The sequence below is a fragment of the Agromyces sp. NSFZ genome, assembly GCF_056156205.1.
Genome location: NZ_CM149585.1, coordinates 2,293,454 through 2,310,597 on the forward strand (window position 1 = coordinate 2,293,454; position 17,144 = coordinate 2,310,597).

Genomic DNA, 17,144 nt, shown 5'->3' on the forward strand with positions numbered 1-17,144 from the left:
CGTCGACGGCGTCCGACTCGCGATGGTCACCGCGATCATCGGTACCGTCTTCATCGCAGCCGGAGCGTTCTGGCTCTCGTTCACCTCTCTCAGCGATCTCGCGCGCCGCTCCGGGCTCGACCCAGCTCAGGCATGGGTGTGGCCTCTCATCGTCGACGGCATCATCGTGGTCGCGACCGTCGCGGCCGTCGCCCTCGCGCGCTCCCGCGTCGCCTGGTATCCATGGGCGCTGCTCGTCGCGGGCGCGGCCATCTCGGTCACCGCGAACGCGATCCATGCGATCGTCGCCGAGGCCACGGAAGTGCCGCTCGTACTCGCGGCATCCGTCTCGGCTGTACCCCCGCTGGTGCTGCTCTCGATCACGCACCTCACCTCGGTACTGATGCGTCACGAAGTCGGCCGCACGGCGGCGCCGGCTGCTGAGCCCGACGTCGCTGACGCGAGCGGCGCCTCGGCGACAACAGAGTTCACTCCGACCACCTCGGGTCGCTCGGATGCCTCGTCGCTTCGCGCCCTCGGATGGTCGAACTCGGCGATCGCCAAGCACCTGGGCGTGCACCCGTCCACGGTCGGGCGCTGGTTCCGGGAACGCGTCGTCACACCTGCTCTGCAGAACAACACCGTGATGGAGGGCACGAGAGATGGATGAGGACGAGTTCGAGGAGACACGCAACGCTCGCGCCATCGAGCACCTGGGTGACGACGTGCTCACACCCGACCGACCCGATGAGCGTCACGCGTTCGCCCGGGCGCCGCAGAGCGCGACGCAGCATGACCGCGTCCGGCGAGATCTCCTCGGCGGTGCGCCTAAGCAGCCTGGCATCATCTGGGTTCGCGCGTCCGACCTGCTCAACAGCGGGTCTGGCCGGGTTGCCGGACGGGGACTCGACTTCGAGGCAGAACTGGCACGGCGGTTGCGGCGATCCGCCGCGACTACCCGGCGGGCGATTCGCGATCGGGCGGACCGGCTTCCTCCCCTCTCCGCATTCGGGCGCTCGCAAACGCATCCCACGTTCATCCGGCACGACCTGGGACGGCACTGATGATGCGCATCGTGGTGTCGGCGGAGACGCACATCACCGTGTCGGGAGGTGCCGCGATGGACCGGAGAGTTGACCACGATCCTCACTCCGAGTCGTTTCGCGATTCCGAGCACCTTCGCATCGTGCTCGAACGGTTGCAGTCCGACGGCGGATCCTGCTGGCGTACCGATCCCGAGGCCGCAGAACTCATGCGCTATGCGGCCGACCGCTATGCCGCTCTCGCCCGCAAGCACGGGCTGGATCCATGGGAGGCTGCGGCCGCCGCATTCGACGCGATGCGGGCACCTGCCACGTTGCGAGCAGATGACCCGTGGGCTGTTGTCACTCGAGCCGTCCAGGTGACGTGTATCGCGGAGGAACGCGCGCAGGGGCTCCTCTGCTCGGTGCACCAGGCCCGTCGACCTCGATTCTCGGGCTACCACGATGCCGAACGGTTCAGTGACCGCGAGCACGCCCTGCCCGACTACCACCCCGCACTCCGGACTGAACCGGTCGACGTCGGCATGGATGCTGCCCCCCCGGGCGTCGAGTCGGCTGTCGAGGACGCGATCTCACTGTTCACCTTGCTCGGCTGGCCACCAGACCGTGCACGCGGCGGCGTCGAGTACATCTGCGGGCGATTGGCGGATGCTCCGTCGCGCGCGTCCGCCTACGAGTCGCTGCGTCGCGACTACACCGCGAGGGCGCTGCTCGATCTTCCGAAGGGCGCATGGCTCTCGATGCTGCGCGCGGTGTTGGGTTGCGCCGATCCGACGCAGTCGCACACGACAGCGGGACGGGGCATCCTGCTTCGACTCCTGGTCGGCGAGCCGCTCCGCTCGTTGTTCGGCGACGACGACCTGATCTCGGAGATCGTGGTCAATCTCCCCGAGGCGCGGGTATGACCAGTTCCGCCGGGCACATCGAACTGGAGCGCTCGATCGACTCCATCCGAATCGGTACGCGGCATCGGGTCGATCTCGGCGACATCGATGCGCTCGCCGCCTCGATTGAACATCAAGGCCTGCTCCAGCCGATCACGGTCACTCCCGAAGGCGTCCTCGTATGCGGAGCGCGTCGACTGGCGGCGCTTCGGCAGCTGGGCGTTCGGAAGCTCAACGTCTGGGTTCGGTCGGGTATCTCGGATCGCCTCATGGAGCTTCTCGCGGAGCAGGACGACAACCTCCTCCACAAACCGCTTAGCGCGACGGAAGCGGCAACCCTGTACCGCGAGTTGAAGGTTGTACTCGCCGAGGAGGCGGCACGCCGTCAGGCTGCGTCGAGGTTCCAGGCAAACGACGAGAACCCGAGACCGGACGGTGCCGCCGAATCGGCGGCACCGTCCCTCACCGGCGCCGGGGACAGCCGATCACAGGCGGCCCGGATCGTGACCGGTCGGCGCGCGTACTCCCGACTCGAGGAGATCAACGACCTGCAGCGGATCGCCGGGGATGGCGACGTGGATGCCACGATTCGCACTCAGGCGCTCGCAGAGCTCGATGGCATCGACAACGGCGCAGCGGTTCACCCAGCACATCAGCGCATCGGTGCGCGGATGTCACTCGCTGAACTCGAGGCGATCGACTCAGACGTCTCGCAGCCGACGGGCGTTCGGCGGGCCTCGCTGCACGGCGCCGCACGTCTGCACGCGGTCGAATCGACGACGAGCGCAATCGAGCTCGAGCAACTCGCGCGCGAGGCGCTCGCCCGCGTGAAGAGCAGCGCGCGAACGAGTGAAGCTGCTGCCATCAAGCGAGTGACGCGTGTGGATGGCTCCGACGCGCTGCTGCCGGTTCGCGCATTCGTGTTCCAGTGGACCGACCTTCGCGACTGGTGGAAGCGCTACGACATCGACGAACTCGCATCCGCGCTCACGGACGAGCAGTGGGAGCAGTTCGAAGCCACGCTCGCCGGCACGATCGAGTTCGCCGAGGCCCTGCGGTCGCTACGAAGCCGATTGCGCCACGCAGCGACCCCGAGGAGCCGGTGATGTTCGCCCTGCATCGACGTCGCGTGATCATCATCGCGGCCGTCGTCGTCGGGGGTGTGTTCCTCTTGCTCGTGGCGGTGGGCGTCTTCGGGCTGCTCCGTGGCCCAGGCGACACCGGCGGAACCGAGCACGCCGCGCACGAGGCATCCGCGTCTCCCAGCAGCGCAGGACCAGTCGTTCGGCCACGACCGATCGTCGCGACATCCAATCCGGAGCGGTTCGCCCGGGCGGTGACGCGCGCGCTGTTCACGTGGGACACCAGACACCCGGGCGGCGTCTCGGAGTGGGCGCAGACTCTGGTCGATGCAGCCGATGCCGACGAGGCATCCGCTGTCGCAGCCGACGTTCGTAGCTATCTGCCGGGCCCGGAGTACTGGATTCGGCTCGGCGACTACGGGACCCGGCAGTGGATCGAGGTGGAGTCGATCGTCGTACCCGGCACATGGTCGACCGCGATCGCGCAGGCGGCCCCCGGCCAGCTTCCCGCGGGTGCCGCGGCCTTCACCGTCGTCGGCGTGCGCGAGCGGGCCGGGACTTGGGGTGAGCAGGAGATGCGCACCAGTCGACGGATTTCATTCACGGTCTTCATCGCGTGCCCCGCAGACGATCCATGCGTGCTGCTGCGGCTCTCTCGACCGGATTCCCCGTTGGAGTGAGGCGAGGAATGAAGAAGCTCATCGGCCTGCTCCTGCTCGTCCTGATCGCCGCACCGCCGGCGGCGCTCGTGAGCGTGGCTGCGCTCATGAACCCCGCTGCGATCTCGTGCGGCTCTGGATCTCTTCTCCTTGGTGCGATCCCGGACTCGCTGACCGCGCAGACTCGCGACAGTCGATCGATCACGCTGAACAGACAACAACTCATGCACGCTGCGGCCATCATCTCGATCGGCGGCCGGATCGCGGGCGTCGGCCGCAACGGCGTCATCATCGCGCTGATGGCGGCACTCACCGAATCATCCCTGCGCATGCTCGCCAACCCGAGCGCGTATCCCGAATCCATCAATTACCCCAACGACGGTGTCGGTGCCGATCACGATTCGCTCGGGCTGTTCCAGATGCGCCCCGCGTCGGGCTGGGGAACCGTCGCCGAACTGATGGATCCTGAGTATCAGGCGCGGGCGTTCTTCGGCGGCCCTTCAGGGCCGAACGGCGGATCCCCGCGCGGCTTGCTTGACATCTCGGGCTGGCACTTGCTCGACTCGGGCGAGGCTGCTCAGGCTGTCGAGGTCAGCGCCTTCCCGGATCGATACCAGAACTACGAGCCGGTCGCCGAAGCCATCCTCACTGCGCTCACTCGACCGCAGCCGAATGGGTCGAGCGATGCGAGCCCGGCGGTACCGGAGACCTCGCGGGTCGTCTTCCCTCTCCCCGCCGGCACGTACACGACGTCGGACAGCTTCGGACCCAGAATCGACCCGTACACAGGCGTGGAGCGGTTCCATGCCGGCAGCGACCTGCCAGCACCGGCAGGCACGCCGATACTCGCGGTCGCGGACGGCGTCGTCACGTTCGCCGGGGAGCGCGGCACTTTTGGCGGGCTCATTATCCTCGAGCACACCGTCGGCGGCGAGCGAGTCGCGTCGTACTACGCCCACATGTACGACGAGGGCATCCACGTCGCCGTGGGCGACAGCGTGGCCGCGGGGCAGCACATCGGCGACGTTGGATCCGCAGGAAAGTCGACCGGGCCGCACCTGCACCTCGAGATCCACCCCGGCGGAGCGAGCGAGCCGGCGGTCGACGCCCTGATGTGGCTTGCAGAGCACGGTGCGGCCGGCCTCGCCGGCGCCCAAGTTGCGACGGCCGGATGTCGGCCAGGAACGGCGGCCTGAGATGGAGATCTTCCCGGACTTCGGAGCCGTCGGCGGCGCAGCCGAACTTGAGAGCATCGCAGGCGCCCTTCTGATGTTCGTGCTCATCGTGGCCGTGCTGATGATCATCATCAGCGCAGTCACGTGGGCGCTCGCGTCCGCAAACGGTCACTTCCAGACCGCTACGCGTGCGCGGATTGGGCTCTGGGTGGCGTGCGGCGCCACGGCTCTCGCCGGGTCAGGCGTAGCGTGGGTCAACTTCCTGCTCGGCGTCGGGTCGCAGTTATAGGCGCGCGATCGCTCGGCACTTCGTTCGCAGTGTGGTGAGCAGAGCGGTAAGCCTCCCTTCACCGGGCTGTCTTTGCCGGACAGGCGTAAGGGAATCCGCCCCCCAGCGTCTGCGGTGCTGAACCCACCAGCCTTGCGGCGACTGGCTGAAACACTGGCCGACCGGCTTGCGGGCGCCGGTTGAAGCCTTCGAACATGCTCAGCGATCCGGTGTCACTGCCTGCTGCAGCACATATTGGGAGGGTGTCTCACGCACGATCTGCCGGGGATCGGATCAAGTCCAGCCTCGCCAGGTAACCTGACTCGCATGGCCAAGGGAGACTGCGAAGCTGCGGTGGCTACTGCCGCCGTAGCAGACGGAATCAGGCTGTCAAAGATGCCGGGAGTTGAGTGGTTGAACACTCGGGGCCATCTGCACCTGCCAGCTCGCGCGGCTGCAGCACTGCCCGTTATGGAGCGCGCGTTTGAACTGCTTGGCGGCGACTCTGGGGCAATGCAGAGTAAGCGTTTGTCCAACCTGCCGAATGACCTTCTACACGAGGCGTCGCGCACGATGGTGGAGGTTGATGAATTCCAGCACTTCACTTCTATGCGCGGTCTCACCCTCGATGTGCTTGAGGATCAGTCCGTCGGGTACGACGCCGAAGCCTACCGCGAGCTTGTCAGGACGTGGCATCCAAAGTCAGACCGGTACTTCCACTCGAAGATCACAAGGGGCTTTCCCGGGCCCCTATCGCGGGGCCGTGGCCGCGCATACTTCGACCTATTGCGCGACATCGTCAGCCCGCTTATGGGGTACCAGGTGATCCGGGTTCCAGCAGTCGACGAAGCGACCTCCGATTCTCTGAAGGGCGCCGCTGCATACGCCCGGTCGAGGCACAGTCTGCTCGCGCTCATATGACCTCACGGACGGCAAGCGGGCGGCTGATTGCACCGCGGTAAGCGGCCGGGGCGTGCGCCGTCTAGGTCCCTCGACGGAACGACTAGTTCGAAAAGCCGGAACCCAAGATGATCCTCCAGAGGCGCTTGGCCTCGTCATGGTCGCCTCTTGCCTCTGCCTCATTCGCTTTGCGAGCACGATCGCTCGCCGACGCCAGCGCTTGAGTGACCTCCTGCCGTCCAGACCAGCTGAGGTAGCCACTGAGCGCTCCCGATTGACCGCCCGGATCGCTGACATCCAGGTGCGAGGGCGCCCATTCGAAGAAGCTAGCCATGGCGCTCTGCCGGTTGCTTCCGAGGGTGCTGAACGTGCTGGCAGCGATCGTCTCCAGATGGAAAGAGCGAAGCCGTTTCGAGTGCGCGTTGTTCCACTTCTTGAGAAGCCGAACCAAAGGCGCCAGGTTATAGCTGAGGTCCGCATTCTTCTTCGCGAACCACGCATTCGCCACCGTTGGAGCGGTGTCGATCCACCCGCCGTCGCCGCCCGGAAGACCGTAGACGTCGTTGCCGTAAGAAAACACCGGCGCCACGTCCACATGACCGCCGTTGTTGAAGAAGATGCGAACTGCCTGACCTCGAGCACCTACCTGCGCCGCCGACAGCCCGCTGTATGCACGGCGCACTCGATACAGGAAGGCCTGCGAGTCGGAGCGGTAGGTGTTCCATGCCCCTTTCGCATTCGAAAACACCGCCAGAACGTCGATGTCATCGATGGGGCGGACGATCGTTCCCTTCGCGGCCGAGCCCATCAGAATGGCGCGGCCAAACGGGAGATCGCTGGTGGGAGGGAAGGCAGCCGTGAGGTTCTCCACAACGCGGTCCTTGCGCGCGTTGATAATCGACGTCTTCTGGTAGTCGGTGACGGATATGTCCGACAGGAACTGGGTCATTGCCTGACTCGTAGTTGTCATTCGTCCTCTTCTCGCGCACGCTTGCTCAACTGCGATGCGGCAGCTGACATCGCAGCTTCATTCTTCCGACGCTGAAGCCTGTAGATAAAGTCCGGGACGGTGGGTGTGTCGCGGCGCAGTTCGAACAGCGACTCTTGCCAGACGCGTAGGCTCTCGCCGGTGATCGGCTCGTCGTTGCTACCGATCCTCGTTTCGATCTCTCGGTACAGTGCTTCACGGTCCCTAGCCGAGCGCACGATACCGATGATGTACTCGGTCACATCGAGGAAGGCGGGCAACAGAGGCAGGACAACTCCGAGCAGGAACGTCACGAGCGAGAGTCCCGTGATGATGCAGATCGCGGTGAGGACCGATGCCCAGATCACGGCGATAATCGACCAGATGACTCCGGTGAACCTCAGTAGTCGGTAGCTGTAGGCGGCGTTCGAGCGTTGCGCGATCGCAACGGCAACTTCGCCCGGATCGTCTTCGGCCACGACGTACCAAGCAAGCATCTTCTCCGCCTCGGCAACGGCCACGAGCTCACCTTCAGGCCCAGCCGCCAGAGAGATGTCCTCAAGTGACGGCAGTTTCGGACGAGGCGTACCAGAGGGCATCTCGTAGACGTAGAAGTCAAACTGCTCCTGGACTGCCGCAGCCTGCTCGGTGCTCTCCTTCTGCGCCCGCATCAGCAGGGTCCGGCCGAGGAAGAGCCAGGCCCCAGCGATGCTTGCAACCACAACACTGCTCTGTGGCCAGATCACCGCCACGATTGGCGCGGCGAGTCCGATCACGAGCATCCCGAACCAGCGAATCGCGACCCAGCGCTTCGCACGCGAGTACAGGCGCTTTTGGGCGATCAGTAGTCGCAACGCATCGACATTATCCTGACGACGCAGAAGGGTCGCTCCAGAAGCCGGTGGCGTGTAGTCGGACGTTGTTGTCATGTCACCTCAGTGTTGTCCATGGCGAGGCAGGCTTGTCACCATTGAGGGATGCGAGGTAGTCGGCGACGCTGTGCTGCCAGATGCCCGTGCCGTGCGCAGCGAACCGATCTGGATCGAGAGTAGCGGGACGTTCCGACATCGCTTCGGCTTCGCTGATGCTCTTAGTTCTGATTCGCTCTCGGTACCGCCGGCTCTCGTACGCGTCCTGTGCGCCTGCACGGCACCGCAAATGTGCCCGTGGATGGATCCGCTTGCGGCTTCCGATGCCTGATCCCTAGGCGGGCAGTATGGTTGGGCGCTGACTGCCATGCTTGTCGCATGTCGCAGCCGAACGACCTCCTCGCCGTCCTTGTCGACGCCGACAACGTGCCGCCATCGAAGATCGGTGCAGTCCTCACAGAGGTCGCCCGGTTTGGCACGGCCTCGGTGAAGCGCGTCTACGGCGACTGGACAAAGCCGAGCCTGAGCAGCTGGAAACCGGTCGCCAACGAGCACGTCATTCAGCCGATGCAGCAATTCGCCAACACAGTCGGAAAGAACGCGACCGACAGTGCCTTGATTATCGACGCCATGGACCTGCTCTACACGCGCCGATTCCACGGGTTCTGCATCGTGTCATCCGACAGCGACTTCACCCGTCTCGCATCACGTATTCGGGAAGAAGGCGTCACGGTCTATGGGTTCGGAGAGAGGAAGACGCCCGAAGCTTTCCGTAATGCGTGCGATCGATTCACCTACCTCGACGTGCTCGATGAGCCGGCAGCGGAGAGCAGCGCTGCGGCGCCTAAGCGCGTTCCGCCCCCGAAGCTGCGCGGCGACACCAAGCTCGTCTCAGGGTTGCGGACGAGTGTCACCACCGCATCGGGCGAGGACGGATGGGCGAACCTCTCGGCGGTGGGCATGCTGATGAGGAAGCAGCATCCAGATTTCGACTCACGAAACTGGGGGTACGCGAAACTTTCCGACCTGGTTCGAGCGACGGAGCTCTTCCTCATCGAGCCCCGCCCCGCTGGCGGATTGCAGGTGCAACACCGAAGGAAGAACGGCGACTGAAAAGCCGACAGCGATTGGGCATCTGAACGCACCTCATCTAGGCGCGCAGTGCTGCTCACCCACCTCCTCCAGCCCTGGGTGAGCGTCGACGCGGTGCGCTATGCACACCTCCCTCTCGAACCCATCCGAGCGACGAGGGAGCTCCCAGTGATCGACATCGATCCGAACGGCACCGGCCTTCCCGGCATTGACCAGCTGCGCATCATCGTCGGGGCAGTGATGACGGTTGGGCTGATCCTGAGCGTCCTTGCATTGCTCGTCTCGGCGATCGTGTGGGGATTCGGCGCGAACTCGTCGAATCCGCACCTCGCCTCACGCGGCAAGCTCGGCGTGCTGGTCGCATGCGGAGCGGCGATCATCTGTGGCGGGGCCGTGACGCTCATCAACTTCTTCTGGAATGTAGGCCAAGCCGTCTGATCCGGGGCGCGCGCAATCGTGATGGAAGCGCCGATGAGTATCTGCGACATCCCCGTGATCGCCGAGGTCTGCGGGACGGTGGGCGAGGGCACGGCGTCACTGATCGCTGCACCGTTCGACTGGCTCGCGCACGCGATGGGCTCGGCGGCCGCATGGCTGTTCGAGGCCGTCTGGGACGCGTTCGACACGACCACGCTGGTCGATCTCACCGACCCCGGATACATCGCCGTCTTCAACGTGCTGTTCGGCGTCGCCGTGCTCCTCGCCCTGATTTTCTTCTGCCTACAACTCATCACGGGCCTCGTGCGCCGTGACCCCGGCGCTCTCTCTCGTGCAGCTCTCGGCCTGGCGAAGGCGGTGCTCGGTTCCTTCGTCATCGTGACGATCACAGGGCTCCTACTCGAGATCACCGACCAGTTGACCATCGGGATCGTGCAGGCCAGTGGGAACACCATGGAAGGGATGGGCGATCGCATCGCCCTGCTCGCGTCCGGCCTCGCGGCGATCAACATCGGCGCTCCAGGCGTCGGTGCGATCGTGACGATCTTCCTGTCCGCGCTCGCGATCAGTGCCGCGGCGATCGTTTGGTTCTCGCTTCTGATTCGCAAGGCGCTGTTGCTGGTCGCGATCGTCTTCGGGCCGGTTGCGCTGGCGGGTGCGACTTGGGATGCCGCGAAGGGGTGGTTCTCGAAGTGGGTGGCCTTCGTGATCGCGCTGATCCTGTCGAAGCTCGTGCTCGTCGTGATCTTCCTGGTCGCGGTCGCGCAGGTGTCGGCGCCGATCGATGCGGATCTGGCATCCGTCAGCGATCCGATCGCCGGGATCGTGCTGATGTTCATCGCCGCGTTCGCGCCGTACATCACGTACAAGTTCCTCAACTTCGTTGGCCTGGACATGTATCACGCGATGTCGAGTGAGCAGGAGGCGAAGTCCGCAATAAACCGTCCCGTGCCCGTGCCCAACGGGCCGATGTCCGACAGTGCGAGGAAGATTCTCGGCGACAGCAATGGTGGCGGTGTCGCGCGATCGGGGCGCGGTGGTCAGGCGCCAGCTGGCGGGAGCAGCGGGGGCAGCGGTCCCGGTGGCGGAGGGACCGGCGGCGTCGGACCCAATGGAGCCGCCGCGCCGACCGGTGCCGCGGGCGGGTCCGCGACGCAGGGCTCAGCTGAGGGCGCGAGCACGGCCGGAGCAGGCGCAGCGGCAGCCGGAGTCGGGGCAGGCGTCGCTGCCGGTGCAGTCGTCGCGGCGTCGGCGGCAAAGGCCGGACCGACGGTCGGTCACGCGGTCGGCGGCGTCGCCGACACCCATTCGGCATCTGCAGGCGACGCCGCGGCATCCGCCCCACCGAGCGCGCCGCCCCCTGTGCTCGGCCCCACCAAGGCGAAGACACCCGCACCTTGGCCGGATGCTGCTTCCCCGGCGGCCGGCCGCGCTCGAAAGGACGTGTAGCCATGGACACCGAAATGAGCACTGCGTACCAACTCGGACCAGTCCAGTTCTCCCGGCTCACGCGACGAGGCATCCTGCTCGGTCTCTCACTCCCCCAACTGATCGCGCTCTCGATAGCCGTGCTCACCATCGTCGTCTCGCTGTACACCGCCGGCGCCGCGGGCATCGCCTGGACGAGCCCGCTCTGGGCAACCGCAGCCGCGGTCGCGGCGATCCCGATCGGCGGCCGGAAGGTCGTCGAGTGGGTGCCCATCGTCAGCCGCTGGCTTTGGCGAGCCGCGCACGGGCAGCTCACGTACCGGCGCCGCATCGTGAAGCCGCGCCCGGCCGGCACGCTCGCGCTGCCGGGCGACGCAGCTCCGCTGCGGGAATGGAACGACCCCGAGTCGGGTGCGGTCATGGTCCACGACCCGCACACGCAGACCCTCACGGCGATCGTCGCGGTGTCGCATCCGGCGTTCGCGCTCCTCGATCCCGGCGAGCAGCATCGGCGCGTCGCCGGCTGGGGCCGGGTGCTCGCCGGCGCCTGTCGATCCGGGCGCATCGCACGGCTCCAGGTGACCGAGCGCACCCTCCCCGACTCGGGCACCGGTCTCGCCGAATGGTGGCAGCGGCATGGGATCGAAGACGACAGCTGGGCGTCATCCACCTACCGCGACCTCATCGAACGGGCCGGGCCGGCCGGCGAACGACACGCGACCACGATCAGCCTCTCCCTCGATCTGAAGGCCGCCGCGCGGCAGGTCCGCACGTCGGGCGGCGGCATGCGCGGTGCAGCGACCGTGCTCCGGCAGGAGATGGCGGCGCTGACGGGTGCGCTCCGCGCTGCTGACCTGATCGTGGGCGGATGGCTCACCGCCGACGAACTCGCAAGTATCCTGCGCTCGGCCTACGACCCGGCGGTCGGCGTCGAACTCGACCGGTATCCCGATGTCGGACGCTCGTTGGACGCGGCCGGCCCGGTAGCGGTAGCCGAGAGTTGGGATCGGCTTCGCTCCGACAGCGCGTTCCATGCCGTGCTCTGGATCAGTGAGTGGCCGCGATCGCAGGTCTACCCTGGGTTCCTTTCGCCGCTTGTCTTCACGAACGGCGTGCTTCGAACGGTGTCGCTGCACTACCTGCCCGTCCGGGCGGATCAGGCAGCGAGGGACCTCCGCAAGAAGAAGACCGAGCTCATCAGCGACGCCCACCAGCGCCGACGGATCGGCCAGATCGAGGACGCCGGCTCGAGCGCCGAGTATGAGGACGTGCTGCAGCAGGAGGCCGATCTCACCGCTGGCCACGGCGTACTGCGTACGACCGGTCTCGTCTGTGTCACGGCACCGAGCGTCGACGACCTCGACGCCGCGGTGTCCACGATTGAGCAGGCCGCGATCCAGGCCTCGTGCGAAATCCGCCGCCTCGTCGGCCAGCAGGCGCAGGGCTTCACCGCCGCCGCACTTCCGCTCTGCCGCAGCGTGTGAGACCAGGCACACCTCCTGTGCGTAGCACCCGTCGTCCGAAGCATCCGATTGGAGCAATCATGATCGACGAACGAATGGACGCATCGACGTCCCGATGGATCAGCGTCGTCTTCCTCCAGGATGAGGATGCCAGCGAGCTGCTGGCCATGCTTGACCGCGACGGCGAAGCGGCAGCAATCGAGTACCTGCAGCAGTGGGACTTCGGCGACGAGACGACCGATGCCGCGCTCGTGAACGGCTACGTCTACGACCGCATTCCCGTCGGATCGACCGATCGCATGATCGAGGATCCCGATTCGCCGTACGCGCTGACCTACAGCGAGCAGTACGGATACGTCTCGCTCCTGCGCCGCTATGAGGCCTCGCTCGATGCGGAACCGGTGGTGCATGAAGCATCCGTCGAGACATCCGCACCATTCCGGGATGCGATTCCCCAGCACTGGGACGTTGACCCTGCACTGTCGGCACACCGGACCCGGCACGCGGTCGCGCTGTGAACACGGTCGACGAACGGCTACACACCGCGGCGCTCGCGGTGCCCCACGACGAGCACCGCCGCGACCGGCGTGCGCGGAAACGCACGGCGTCGCAGATCGAAGCGGATGCTCGACGAGCGAAGACCCTCGAGGCGCGGTCCCGCTGGCAAGCCGAGCGGGCGGAAGCTCGCTCGGCCGCCTACCTACCGGCGGCCGGCGACACTGGTCCGGCGCAGCTCAGGATGCCTGGCCGTCTGAAGCTGCCCAAGCACCAAGACACGTCCGCGACGCTGGCCGGGCATTACCCGTTCCTCGCCGAGGCCGGGCTTGGTTCGGCTGGCGTCTTCGTCGGCCAGGACCTCTACTCGGGCGGATCGTTCGTCTACGACCCGTGGGTCCTGTACCAGCGCGGCATGATCACGGCGCCGAACATCGTGCTGGCTGGCATCGTCGGCTCGGGGAAGTCGTCGCTCGCGAAGTCGCTCTACACCCGGTCGCTTCCGTTCGGCCGGCGGGTGTACGTTCCCGGCGACCCCAAGGGCGAGCACACGGCCGTCGCCGAGGCCGTCGGTGGTAAGGCGATCATCCTCGGCTATGGGCTGCGCAACCGGCTCAACCCGCTCGACGAAGGACACCGGGCGGCGTCGGCGTCCGACGCCGAGTGGGCCGCCCAACTGGCGTCACGTCGACGGGAGCTCATCGGTGCGCTCGCTGAGACGGTGCTCGACCGAGCCTTGAGCCCGCTCGAACACACGGCCATCGACCTCGCGCTCGCCGACACGGTCAGGAGCGCGGAGGTGCCCATCCTCCCGATGGTCGTCGACCGCATCCTCGAACCGAACAGCGAGGACGACCGCGACGGTCGGCTCGCCGAAGACGGGCGCCTCGTCGGCCACGCAATGCGCCGCCTCGTCGCCGGCGACCTCGCTGGACTCTTCGACGGGCCATCCACTGTTCGTTTTGACCCGTCGTTGCCGATGGTTTCGCTGGATCTCTCCCGGGTCGCCGAGAACTCGACCCTAATCTCCGTACTGATGACCTGCTCGTCGGCGTGGATGGAGTCCGCTCTCGCCGACCCGGCAGGCGGCCAGCGCTGGGTCATCTACGACGAGGCTTGGCGTCTAATGGCGTACCCCGCACTGCTGCGCCGAATGGACGCGCAGTGGCGGCTCGCACGCCACTTCGGCATCGCGAACATGCTCGTCTTCCACAAGCTCAGCGACCTCGACAACGTCGGCGACTCCGGATCCGCGATGCGCGCGCTCGCATCATCCCTGCTCGCGAACGCGGAAACCCGGATCGTCTACCGCCAGGAGCCCGACCAACTCGGTCACACCGCGACCGCCCTCGGACTTAGCGGCACGGAGCAGAAGCTCCTCCCTGCGCTCGGAACCGGCCAGGGGCTCTGGCGGGTCAAGGACCGCAGCTTCGTCGTCCAGCACCAACTCCACCCCGACGAGCTCGAAGCATTCGACACGACTGCCCGCATGACCGCGGGCCAATAGTCGACCAGTTCGAGGAGGCACTGTACATGACCGAGACCCTGGACCTGGAAAGAGAAGCGAGGATGACACTCGCTGCGCTGTCCGAGCCGAACGACATCATCACCGGGACCCTCGTCGGTCGGCTCGGCGCCGCCGCAACGGTCGATCTCATCACGACCGGGGAGCGGCTGCCGAACGGCGTCGACCCGGCCGAAGGCGAACTCTGGCGACGGCGGCTCGCCCCGCGCATGAACCCCGACCAAGTCGAACGGATCCGCGCCGACATGGAACGCCACGACTTGCGCTTGCTGACCCCCGACGACCTCGACTGGCCCGGCGAGCTCCAGCAGCTCGGCGCGAGTGCACCCCTCGCGCTCTGGCTCAAAGGCGACCCCAGCCTGCTCGCAACGCCCCTTCCGAGCAGGGTCACCGTGGTCGGCGCGCGCGCCTCGACCAGCTACGGCGACCACGTCACGACTGAACTCGTCTCAGGGCTCGCTGCCCAAGGCCGCGTCGTGGTCTCCGGCGGGACGTACGGCATCGACGGGGCAGCGCACCGTGCCGCAACTGCCACATCGCCCGGGTCGACCGTCGCCGTGATCGCGAGCGGTCTCGACCGCGCGTACCCTGCCGGTCACGAGCAGCTGTTCGAACGCATTGCGGACGCTGGCGGCCTCATCGTCAGCGAGCTCCCGCCTGGTGCGGCGCCCACTCGGTGGCGCTTCCAGCAGCGCAACCGGCTCCTCGCCGTGCTCTCGGGCGCGACGGTCGTCGTCGAAGCCGGGCATCGATCGTCGTCACTGAACATCGCCGGCCAAGCGCACTCGCTCGGCCGACCGGTCGGCGCCGTGCCCGGACCGGTGACGAGCGCCGCGAGCGCCGGATGCCACCGGCTGATCCAGGAAGGCGTCGCGAGCCTTGTCACCGATGCTCAGGATGTCACCGACCTGCTCGATTCCACGAGCGGGTTTTCGGGTGACCGGACGTTCGCGTACTCCCCCGCCCGACGCTTCGACCGCGCCGGACCCGGCCTCGTGCTGTAGGTGCCTACGCGAAGGGCGCATCGATGAACACGACGCGAACAGGCACAATCGGCGACGAATTCGCCAACCTCGGCATCGCGCTCCTGATCGGCGCGGCTGGCTTCGCGCTACTCCTCCGCGTCGCCGGCACGATCGCAACGTGGGCTACGGGACTCCCGCAACCGGCCGGTGGGCCCGAGGCCGGGCTCGCCGTACTCCTGAATCCAGGCGACCCATCCGCCGCGCTCAGCGCACCCGGCCTGCACCCTGTCGCGTTCTGGCTCAGCGCTACCGTGCTGATCACGATCGCCCTCGCCGCAGCGATCTGGTTGTGGCGGATGCTTCGCGGTACAGCTCGCACGCGAAAGCTCGATCCTCACCGCATCGCCGGCATCGCAACGCGAGCCGAGGTGGCGCGCGCCGCATCCTGCTCCGCTCTCATGAAGCGGGCCAACCATTTGCGGCCCTCGCTCACGAACGCCGGACCGGCTGACGTCGGCTACGTCATCGGTAGCGCTCGCGGCACCACGGTCTGGGCAAGCGTCGAGGACTCGATGCTCGTCATCGGCCCACCCCGCTCCGGCAAGGGCGCACACATCGTGATCAACGCCATTCTCGACGCACCCGGCCCCGTCGTGACCACGTCCACCCGACCGGACAACCTCACCGTCACGCTTCGAGCCCGGCAACGGACGGGACCGGTCGCGGTGTTCGACCCGCAGCACCTCGCCGCGGGAGTCCCTGCCGGCTTGCGCTGGTCGCCCATTCGTGGCTGTGAAGACCCGCTCACCGCGATGATCCGTGCCACCGGCCTTGCCGCCGGAACCGGGCTGTCCGCCGGCGGCGTCGACGGCGGCGGGTTCTGGGAGGCGAAGACCCGCACCGCGCTCCAATCGCTCCTTCACGCCGCCGCCCTCGACCGTCGCCCACCCGCCGAGCTCTTCCGCTGGACCCTCGACCCATCCGCTTCCCATGATGCCGTCTCGATCCTGCTCAGCAACCCGAAGGCCGCGACCGGATGGGGCGACTCACTCCAGGCCATGCTCGAAGCAGACCCCCGCACCCGAGACTCCATCTGGCAAGGCGTGTCGCTCTCCCTCGGCGCGCTCGCCGACCCCCGCGTGCTGGACGCCGTCTCTCCGACCGACGGCGAGGCATTCGACCCCGAACGATTCCTGCGCAGCAACGGCACCCTCTATCTCCTCGCCACCGGCGCCGGTGCGAACAACTCCGCAGCGCTCGTCTCGGCGTTCGTCGAAGACCTCATCGAGACCGCCCGACGAATGGCTGCCCGCAACCCCGGCGCACGCCTCGACCCGCCGCTCCTGCTCGCCCTCGACGAGATCGGCAACCTCGCACCCCTGCCATCACTGCCCAGCCTGATGGCCGAGGGCGGAGGCACCGGGATCACGACGATGCCGGTCCTGCAGTCCCTCGCGCAAGCTCGCACGAAGTGGAGCGACAACGCGGCCAACGCGATCTGGGACTCCTCCATCGTCAAGATCGTCCTCGGCGGAGCATCCAACTCCCGGGACCTCCAAGACCTGTCGACGCTCATCGGCGAGCGCGACGAAGCCACCGACTCGACAACCGTCGGCGACCGCGGATCCCGCTCGTCCCAGCGCTCCATCCGCCGCGTCGCGACCATGCCGCCCGACACCATCCGAACGCTCCCATTCGGCACGGGGCTCATCATCCTACGTGCCGCTCCCCCGGTCATCGCGCAGCTGCGCATGTGGACGAACCGAGCGGACGCCGCGGAGCTACGCGCGCACCGCGTGGAGATCGAACGGTTGCTGCGTGAGCCGGTTCGAGCGGCTCCGCCAGAGCCGCCGACTCCCGACGACTGATGGCCGCAAACTGACCTTCAAATGTATGTTCGAAGCATGCGCTA

General features: G+C 66.8%; 18 protein-coding genes. 16 read left to right on the forward strand and 2 right to left on the reverse strand.

The window, feature by feature from the left end:
* Positions 1-22: 22 nt before the first annotated feature.
* The 8 genes from ACVFI9_RS10780 to ACVFI9_RS10815 all read left to right on the forward strand — a co-directional run bounded on the left by ACVFI9_RS10780 (position 23) and on the right by ACVFI9_RS10815 (position 6,011).
* Positions 23-649, forward strand: coding sequence for a DUF2637 domain-containing protein (locus ACVFI9_RS10780; RefSeq protein WP_474766236.1), 627 nt, complete (start codon positions 23-25; stop codon positions 647-649).
* Positions 642-1,043 carry a hypothetical protein gene (locus ACVFI9_RS10785; RefSeq protein WP_474762232.1) on the forward strand — a complete coding sequence of 134 codons (402 nt, stop codon included), beginning with the start codon at positions 642-644 and terminating at the stop codon, positions 1,041-1,043. Before ACVFI9_RS10780 ends, ACVFI9_RS10785 begins: the two co-directional genes overlap by 8 nt.
* Positions 1,044-1,099: 56 nt before the next feature.
* On the forward strand, positions 1,100-1,927 hold the full coding sequence (locus ACVFI9_RS10790; RefSeq protein ID WP_474762233.1) for a hypothetical protein: 828 nt from the start codon (positions 1,100-1,102) through the stop codon (positions 1,925-1,927).
* A complete protein-coding gene (locus ACVFI9_RS10795) occupies positions 1,924-3,012 on the forward strand; it encodes a ParB N-terminal domain-containing protein (protein ID WP_474766237.1) in 1,089 nt (362 codons plus the stop codon). Before ACVFI9_RS10790 ends, ACVFI9_RS10795 begins: the two co-directional genes overlap by 4 nt.
* On the forward strand, positions 3,012-3,668 hold the full coding sequence (locus ACVFI9_RS10800) for a hypothetical protein (RefSeq protein WP_474762234.1): 657 nt from the start codon (positions 3,012-3,014) through the stop codon (positions 3,666-3,668). Before ACVFI9_RS10795 ends, ACVFI9_RS10800 begins: the two co-directional genes overlap by 1 nt.
* Positions 3,669-3,676: 8 nt before the next feature.
* Complete coding sequence (locus ACVFI9_RS10805) at positions 3,677-4,843, forward strand: M23 family metallopeptidase (protein ID WP_474762235.1); 1,167 nt, start codon at positions 3,677-3,679, stop codon at positions 4,841-4,843.
* 1 nt (position 4,844) lies between these two features.
* Positions 4,845-5,111, forward strand: a complete 267-nt coding sequence (locus tag ACVFI9_RS10810) for a DUF6112 family protein (RefSeq protein WP_474762236.1) — start codon at positions 4,845-4,847, stop codon at positions 5,109-5,111.
* Positions 5,112-5,417: 306 nt separating this feature from the next.
* Complete coding sequence (locus ACVFI9_RS10815) at positions 5,418-6,011, forward strand: hypothetical protein (RefSeq protein ID WP_474762237.1); 594 nt, start codon at positions 5,418-5,420, stop codon at positions 6,009-6,011.
* An 82-nt stretch (positions 6,012-6,093) separates the two neighbouring features.
* On the opposite strand, the gene ACVFI9_RS10820 is transcribed toward ACVFI9_RS10815, so the two are convergent.
* Both ACVFI9_RS10820 and ACVFI9_RS10825 read right to left on the reverse strand, forming a co-directional pair.
* On the reverse strand, positions 6,094-6,939 hold the full coding sequence (locus ACVFI9_RS10820) for an SMODS domain-containing nucleotidyltransferase (protein ID WP_474762238.1): 846 nt from the start codon (positions 6,937-6,939) through the stop codon (positions 6,094-6,096).
* Between the two features lie 17 nt (positions 6,940-6,956).
* On the reverse strand, positions 6,957-7,886 hold the full coding sequence (locus ACVFI9_RS10825) for an S-4TM family putative pore-forming effector (protein ID WP_474762239.1): 930 nt from the start codon (positions 7,884-7,886) through the stop codon (positions 6,957-6,959).
* 318 nt (positions 7,887-8,204) lie between these two features.
* Here ACVFI9_RS10825 and ACVFI9_RS10830 point away from each other — a divergent pair, with 318 nt between their 5' ends.
* The 8 genes from ACVFI9_RS10830 (at position 8,205) to ACVFI9_RS10865 (ending at position 17,100) form a co-directional block, all read left to right on the forward strand.
* Complete coding sequence (locus tag ACVFI9_RS10830) at positions 8,205-8,939, forward strand: NYN domain-containing protein (RefSeq protein ID WP_474762240.1); 735 nt, start codon at positions 8,205-8,207, stop codon at positions 8,937-8,939.
* 147 nt (positions 8,940-9,086) lie between these two features.
* Positions 9,087-9,356, forward strand: a complete 270-nt coding sequence (locus ACVFI9_RS10835) for a DUF6112 family protein (protein ID WP_216841909.1) — start codon at positions 9,087-9,089, stop codon at positions 9,354-9,356.
* Positions 9,357-9,389: 33 nt separating this feature from the next.
* Positions 9,390-10,805 (forward strand): conjugal transfer protein TrbL, encoded by a 1,416-nt coding sequence (locus ACVFI9_RS10840; protein WP_474762241.1) that lies wholly within the window; start codon positions 9,390-9,392, stop codon positions 10,803-10,805.
* A gap of 14 nt (positions 10,806-10,819) precedes the next feature.
* Positions 10,820-12,268: an SCO6880 family protein gene (locus ACVFI9_RS10845; protein ID WP_474762242.1), complete on the forward strand. Its 1,449-nt coding sequence runs from the start codon at positions 10,820-10,822 to the stop codon at positions 12,266-12,268.
* Positions 12,269-12,327: 59 nt separating this feature from the next.
* Positions 12,328-12,765: a hypothetical protein gene (locus ACVFI9_RS10850; protein WP_474762243.1), complete on the forward strand. Its 438-nt coding sequence runs from the start codon at positions 12,328-12,330 to the stop codon at positions 12,763-12,765.
* A complete protein-coding gene (locus ACVFI9_RS10855) occupies positions 12,762-14,249 on the forward strand; it encodes an ATP-binding protein (protein WP_474762244.1) in 1,488 nt (495 codons plus the stop codon). Before ACVFI9_RS10850 ends, ACVFI9_RS10855 begins: the two co-directional genes overlap by 4 nt.
* Before the next feature lie 26 nt (positions 14,250-14,275).
* On the forward strand, positions 14,276-15,271 hold the full coding sequence (gene dprA, locus ACVFI9_RS10860) for a DNA-processing protein DprA (RefSeq protein ID WP_474762245.1): 996 nt from the start codon (positions 14,276-14,278) through the stop codon (positions 15,269-15,271).
* Positions 15,272-15,294: 23 nt separating this feature from the next.
* Positions 15,295-17,100: a type IV secretory system conjugative DNA transfer family protein gene (locus tag ACVFI9_RS10865; protein ID WP_474762246.1), complete on the forward strand. Its 1,806-nt coding sequence runs from the start codon at positions 15,295-15,297 to the stop codon at positions 17,098-17,100.
* Positions 17,101-17,144: the final 44 nt, after the last annotated feature.

Excerpts from the sequence above, each read along its gene's own strand:
- ACVFI9_RS10810 (WP_474762236.1), top strand. The coding sequence starts at position 4,845 with ATGGAGATCTTCCCGGACTTCGGAGCCGTCGGCGGCGCAGCCGAACTT.
- ACVFI9_RS10840 (WP_474762241.1), top strand. The coding sequence starts at position 9,390 with ATGAGTATCTGCGACATCCCCGTGATCGCCGAGGTCTGCGGGACGGTG.
- ACVFI9_RS10805 (WP_474762235.1), top strand. The coding sequence starts at position 3,677 with ATGAAGAAGCTCATCGGCCTGCTCCTGCTCGTCCTGATCGCCGCACCG.
- ACVFI9_RS10780 (WP_474766236.1), top strand. The coding sequence starts at position 23 with ATGGTCACCGCGATCATCGGTACCGTCTTCATCGCAGCCGGAGCGTTC.
- ACVFI9_RS10850 (WP_474762243.1), top strand. The coding sequence starts at position 12,328 with ATGATCGACGAACGAATGGACGCATCGACGTCCCGATGGATCAGCGTC.
- ACVFI9_RS10785 (WP_474762232.1), top strand. The coding sequence starts at position 642 with ATGGATGAGGACGAGTTCGAGGAGACACGCAACGCTCGCGCCATCGAG.
- ACVFI9_RS10820 (WP_474762238.1), bottom strand. The coding sequence starts at position 6,939 with ATGACCCAGTTCCTGTCGGACATATCCGTCACCGACTACCAGAAGACG.
- ACVFI9_RS10865 (WP_474762246.1), top strand. The coding sequence starts at position 15,295 with ATGAACACGACGCGAACAGGCACAATCGGCGACGAATTCGCCAACCTC.
- ACVFI9_RS10815 (WP_474762237.1), top strand. The coding sequence starts at position 5,418 with ATGGCCAAGGGAGACTGCGAAGCTGCGGTGGCTACTGCCGCCGTAGCA.
- ACVFI9_RS10845 (WP_474762242.1), top strand. The coding sequence starts at position 10,820 with ATGAGCACTGCGTACCAACTCGGACCAGTCCAGTTCTCCCGGCTCACG.
- ACVFI9_RS10790 (WP_474762233.1), top strand. The coding sequence starts at position 1,100 with ATGGACCGGAGAGTTGACCACGATCCTCACTCCGAGTCGTTTCGCGAT.
- ACVFI9_RS10825 (WP_474762239.1), bottom strand. The coding sequence starts at position 7,886 with ATGACAACAACGTCCGACTACACGCCACCGGCTTCTGGAGCGACCCTT.
- ACVFI9_RS10800 (WP_474762234.1), top strand. The coding sequence starts at position 3,012 with ATGTTCGCCCTGCATCGACGTCGCGTGATCATCATCGCGGCCGTCGTC.
- ACVFI9_RS10795 (WP_474766237.1), top strand. The coding sequence starts at position 1,924 with ATGACCAGTTCCGCCGGGCACATCGAACTGGAGCGCTCGATCGACTCC.
- ACVFI9_RS10830 (WP_474762240.1), top strand. The coding sequence starts at position 8,205 with ATGTCGCAGCCGAACGACCTCCTCGCCGTCCTTGTCGACGCCGACAAC.
- dprA (WP_474762245.1), top strand. The coding sequence starts at position 14,276 with ATGACCGAGACCCTGGACCTGGAAAGAGAAGCGAGGATGACACTCGCT.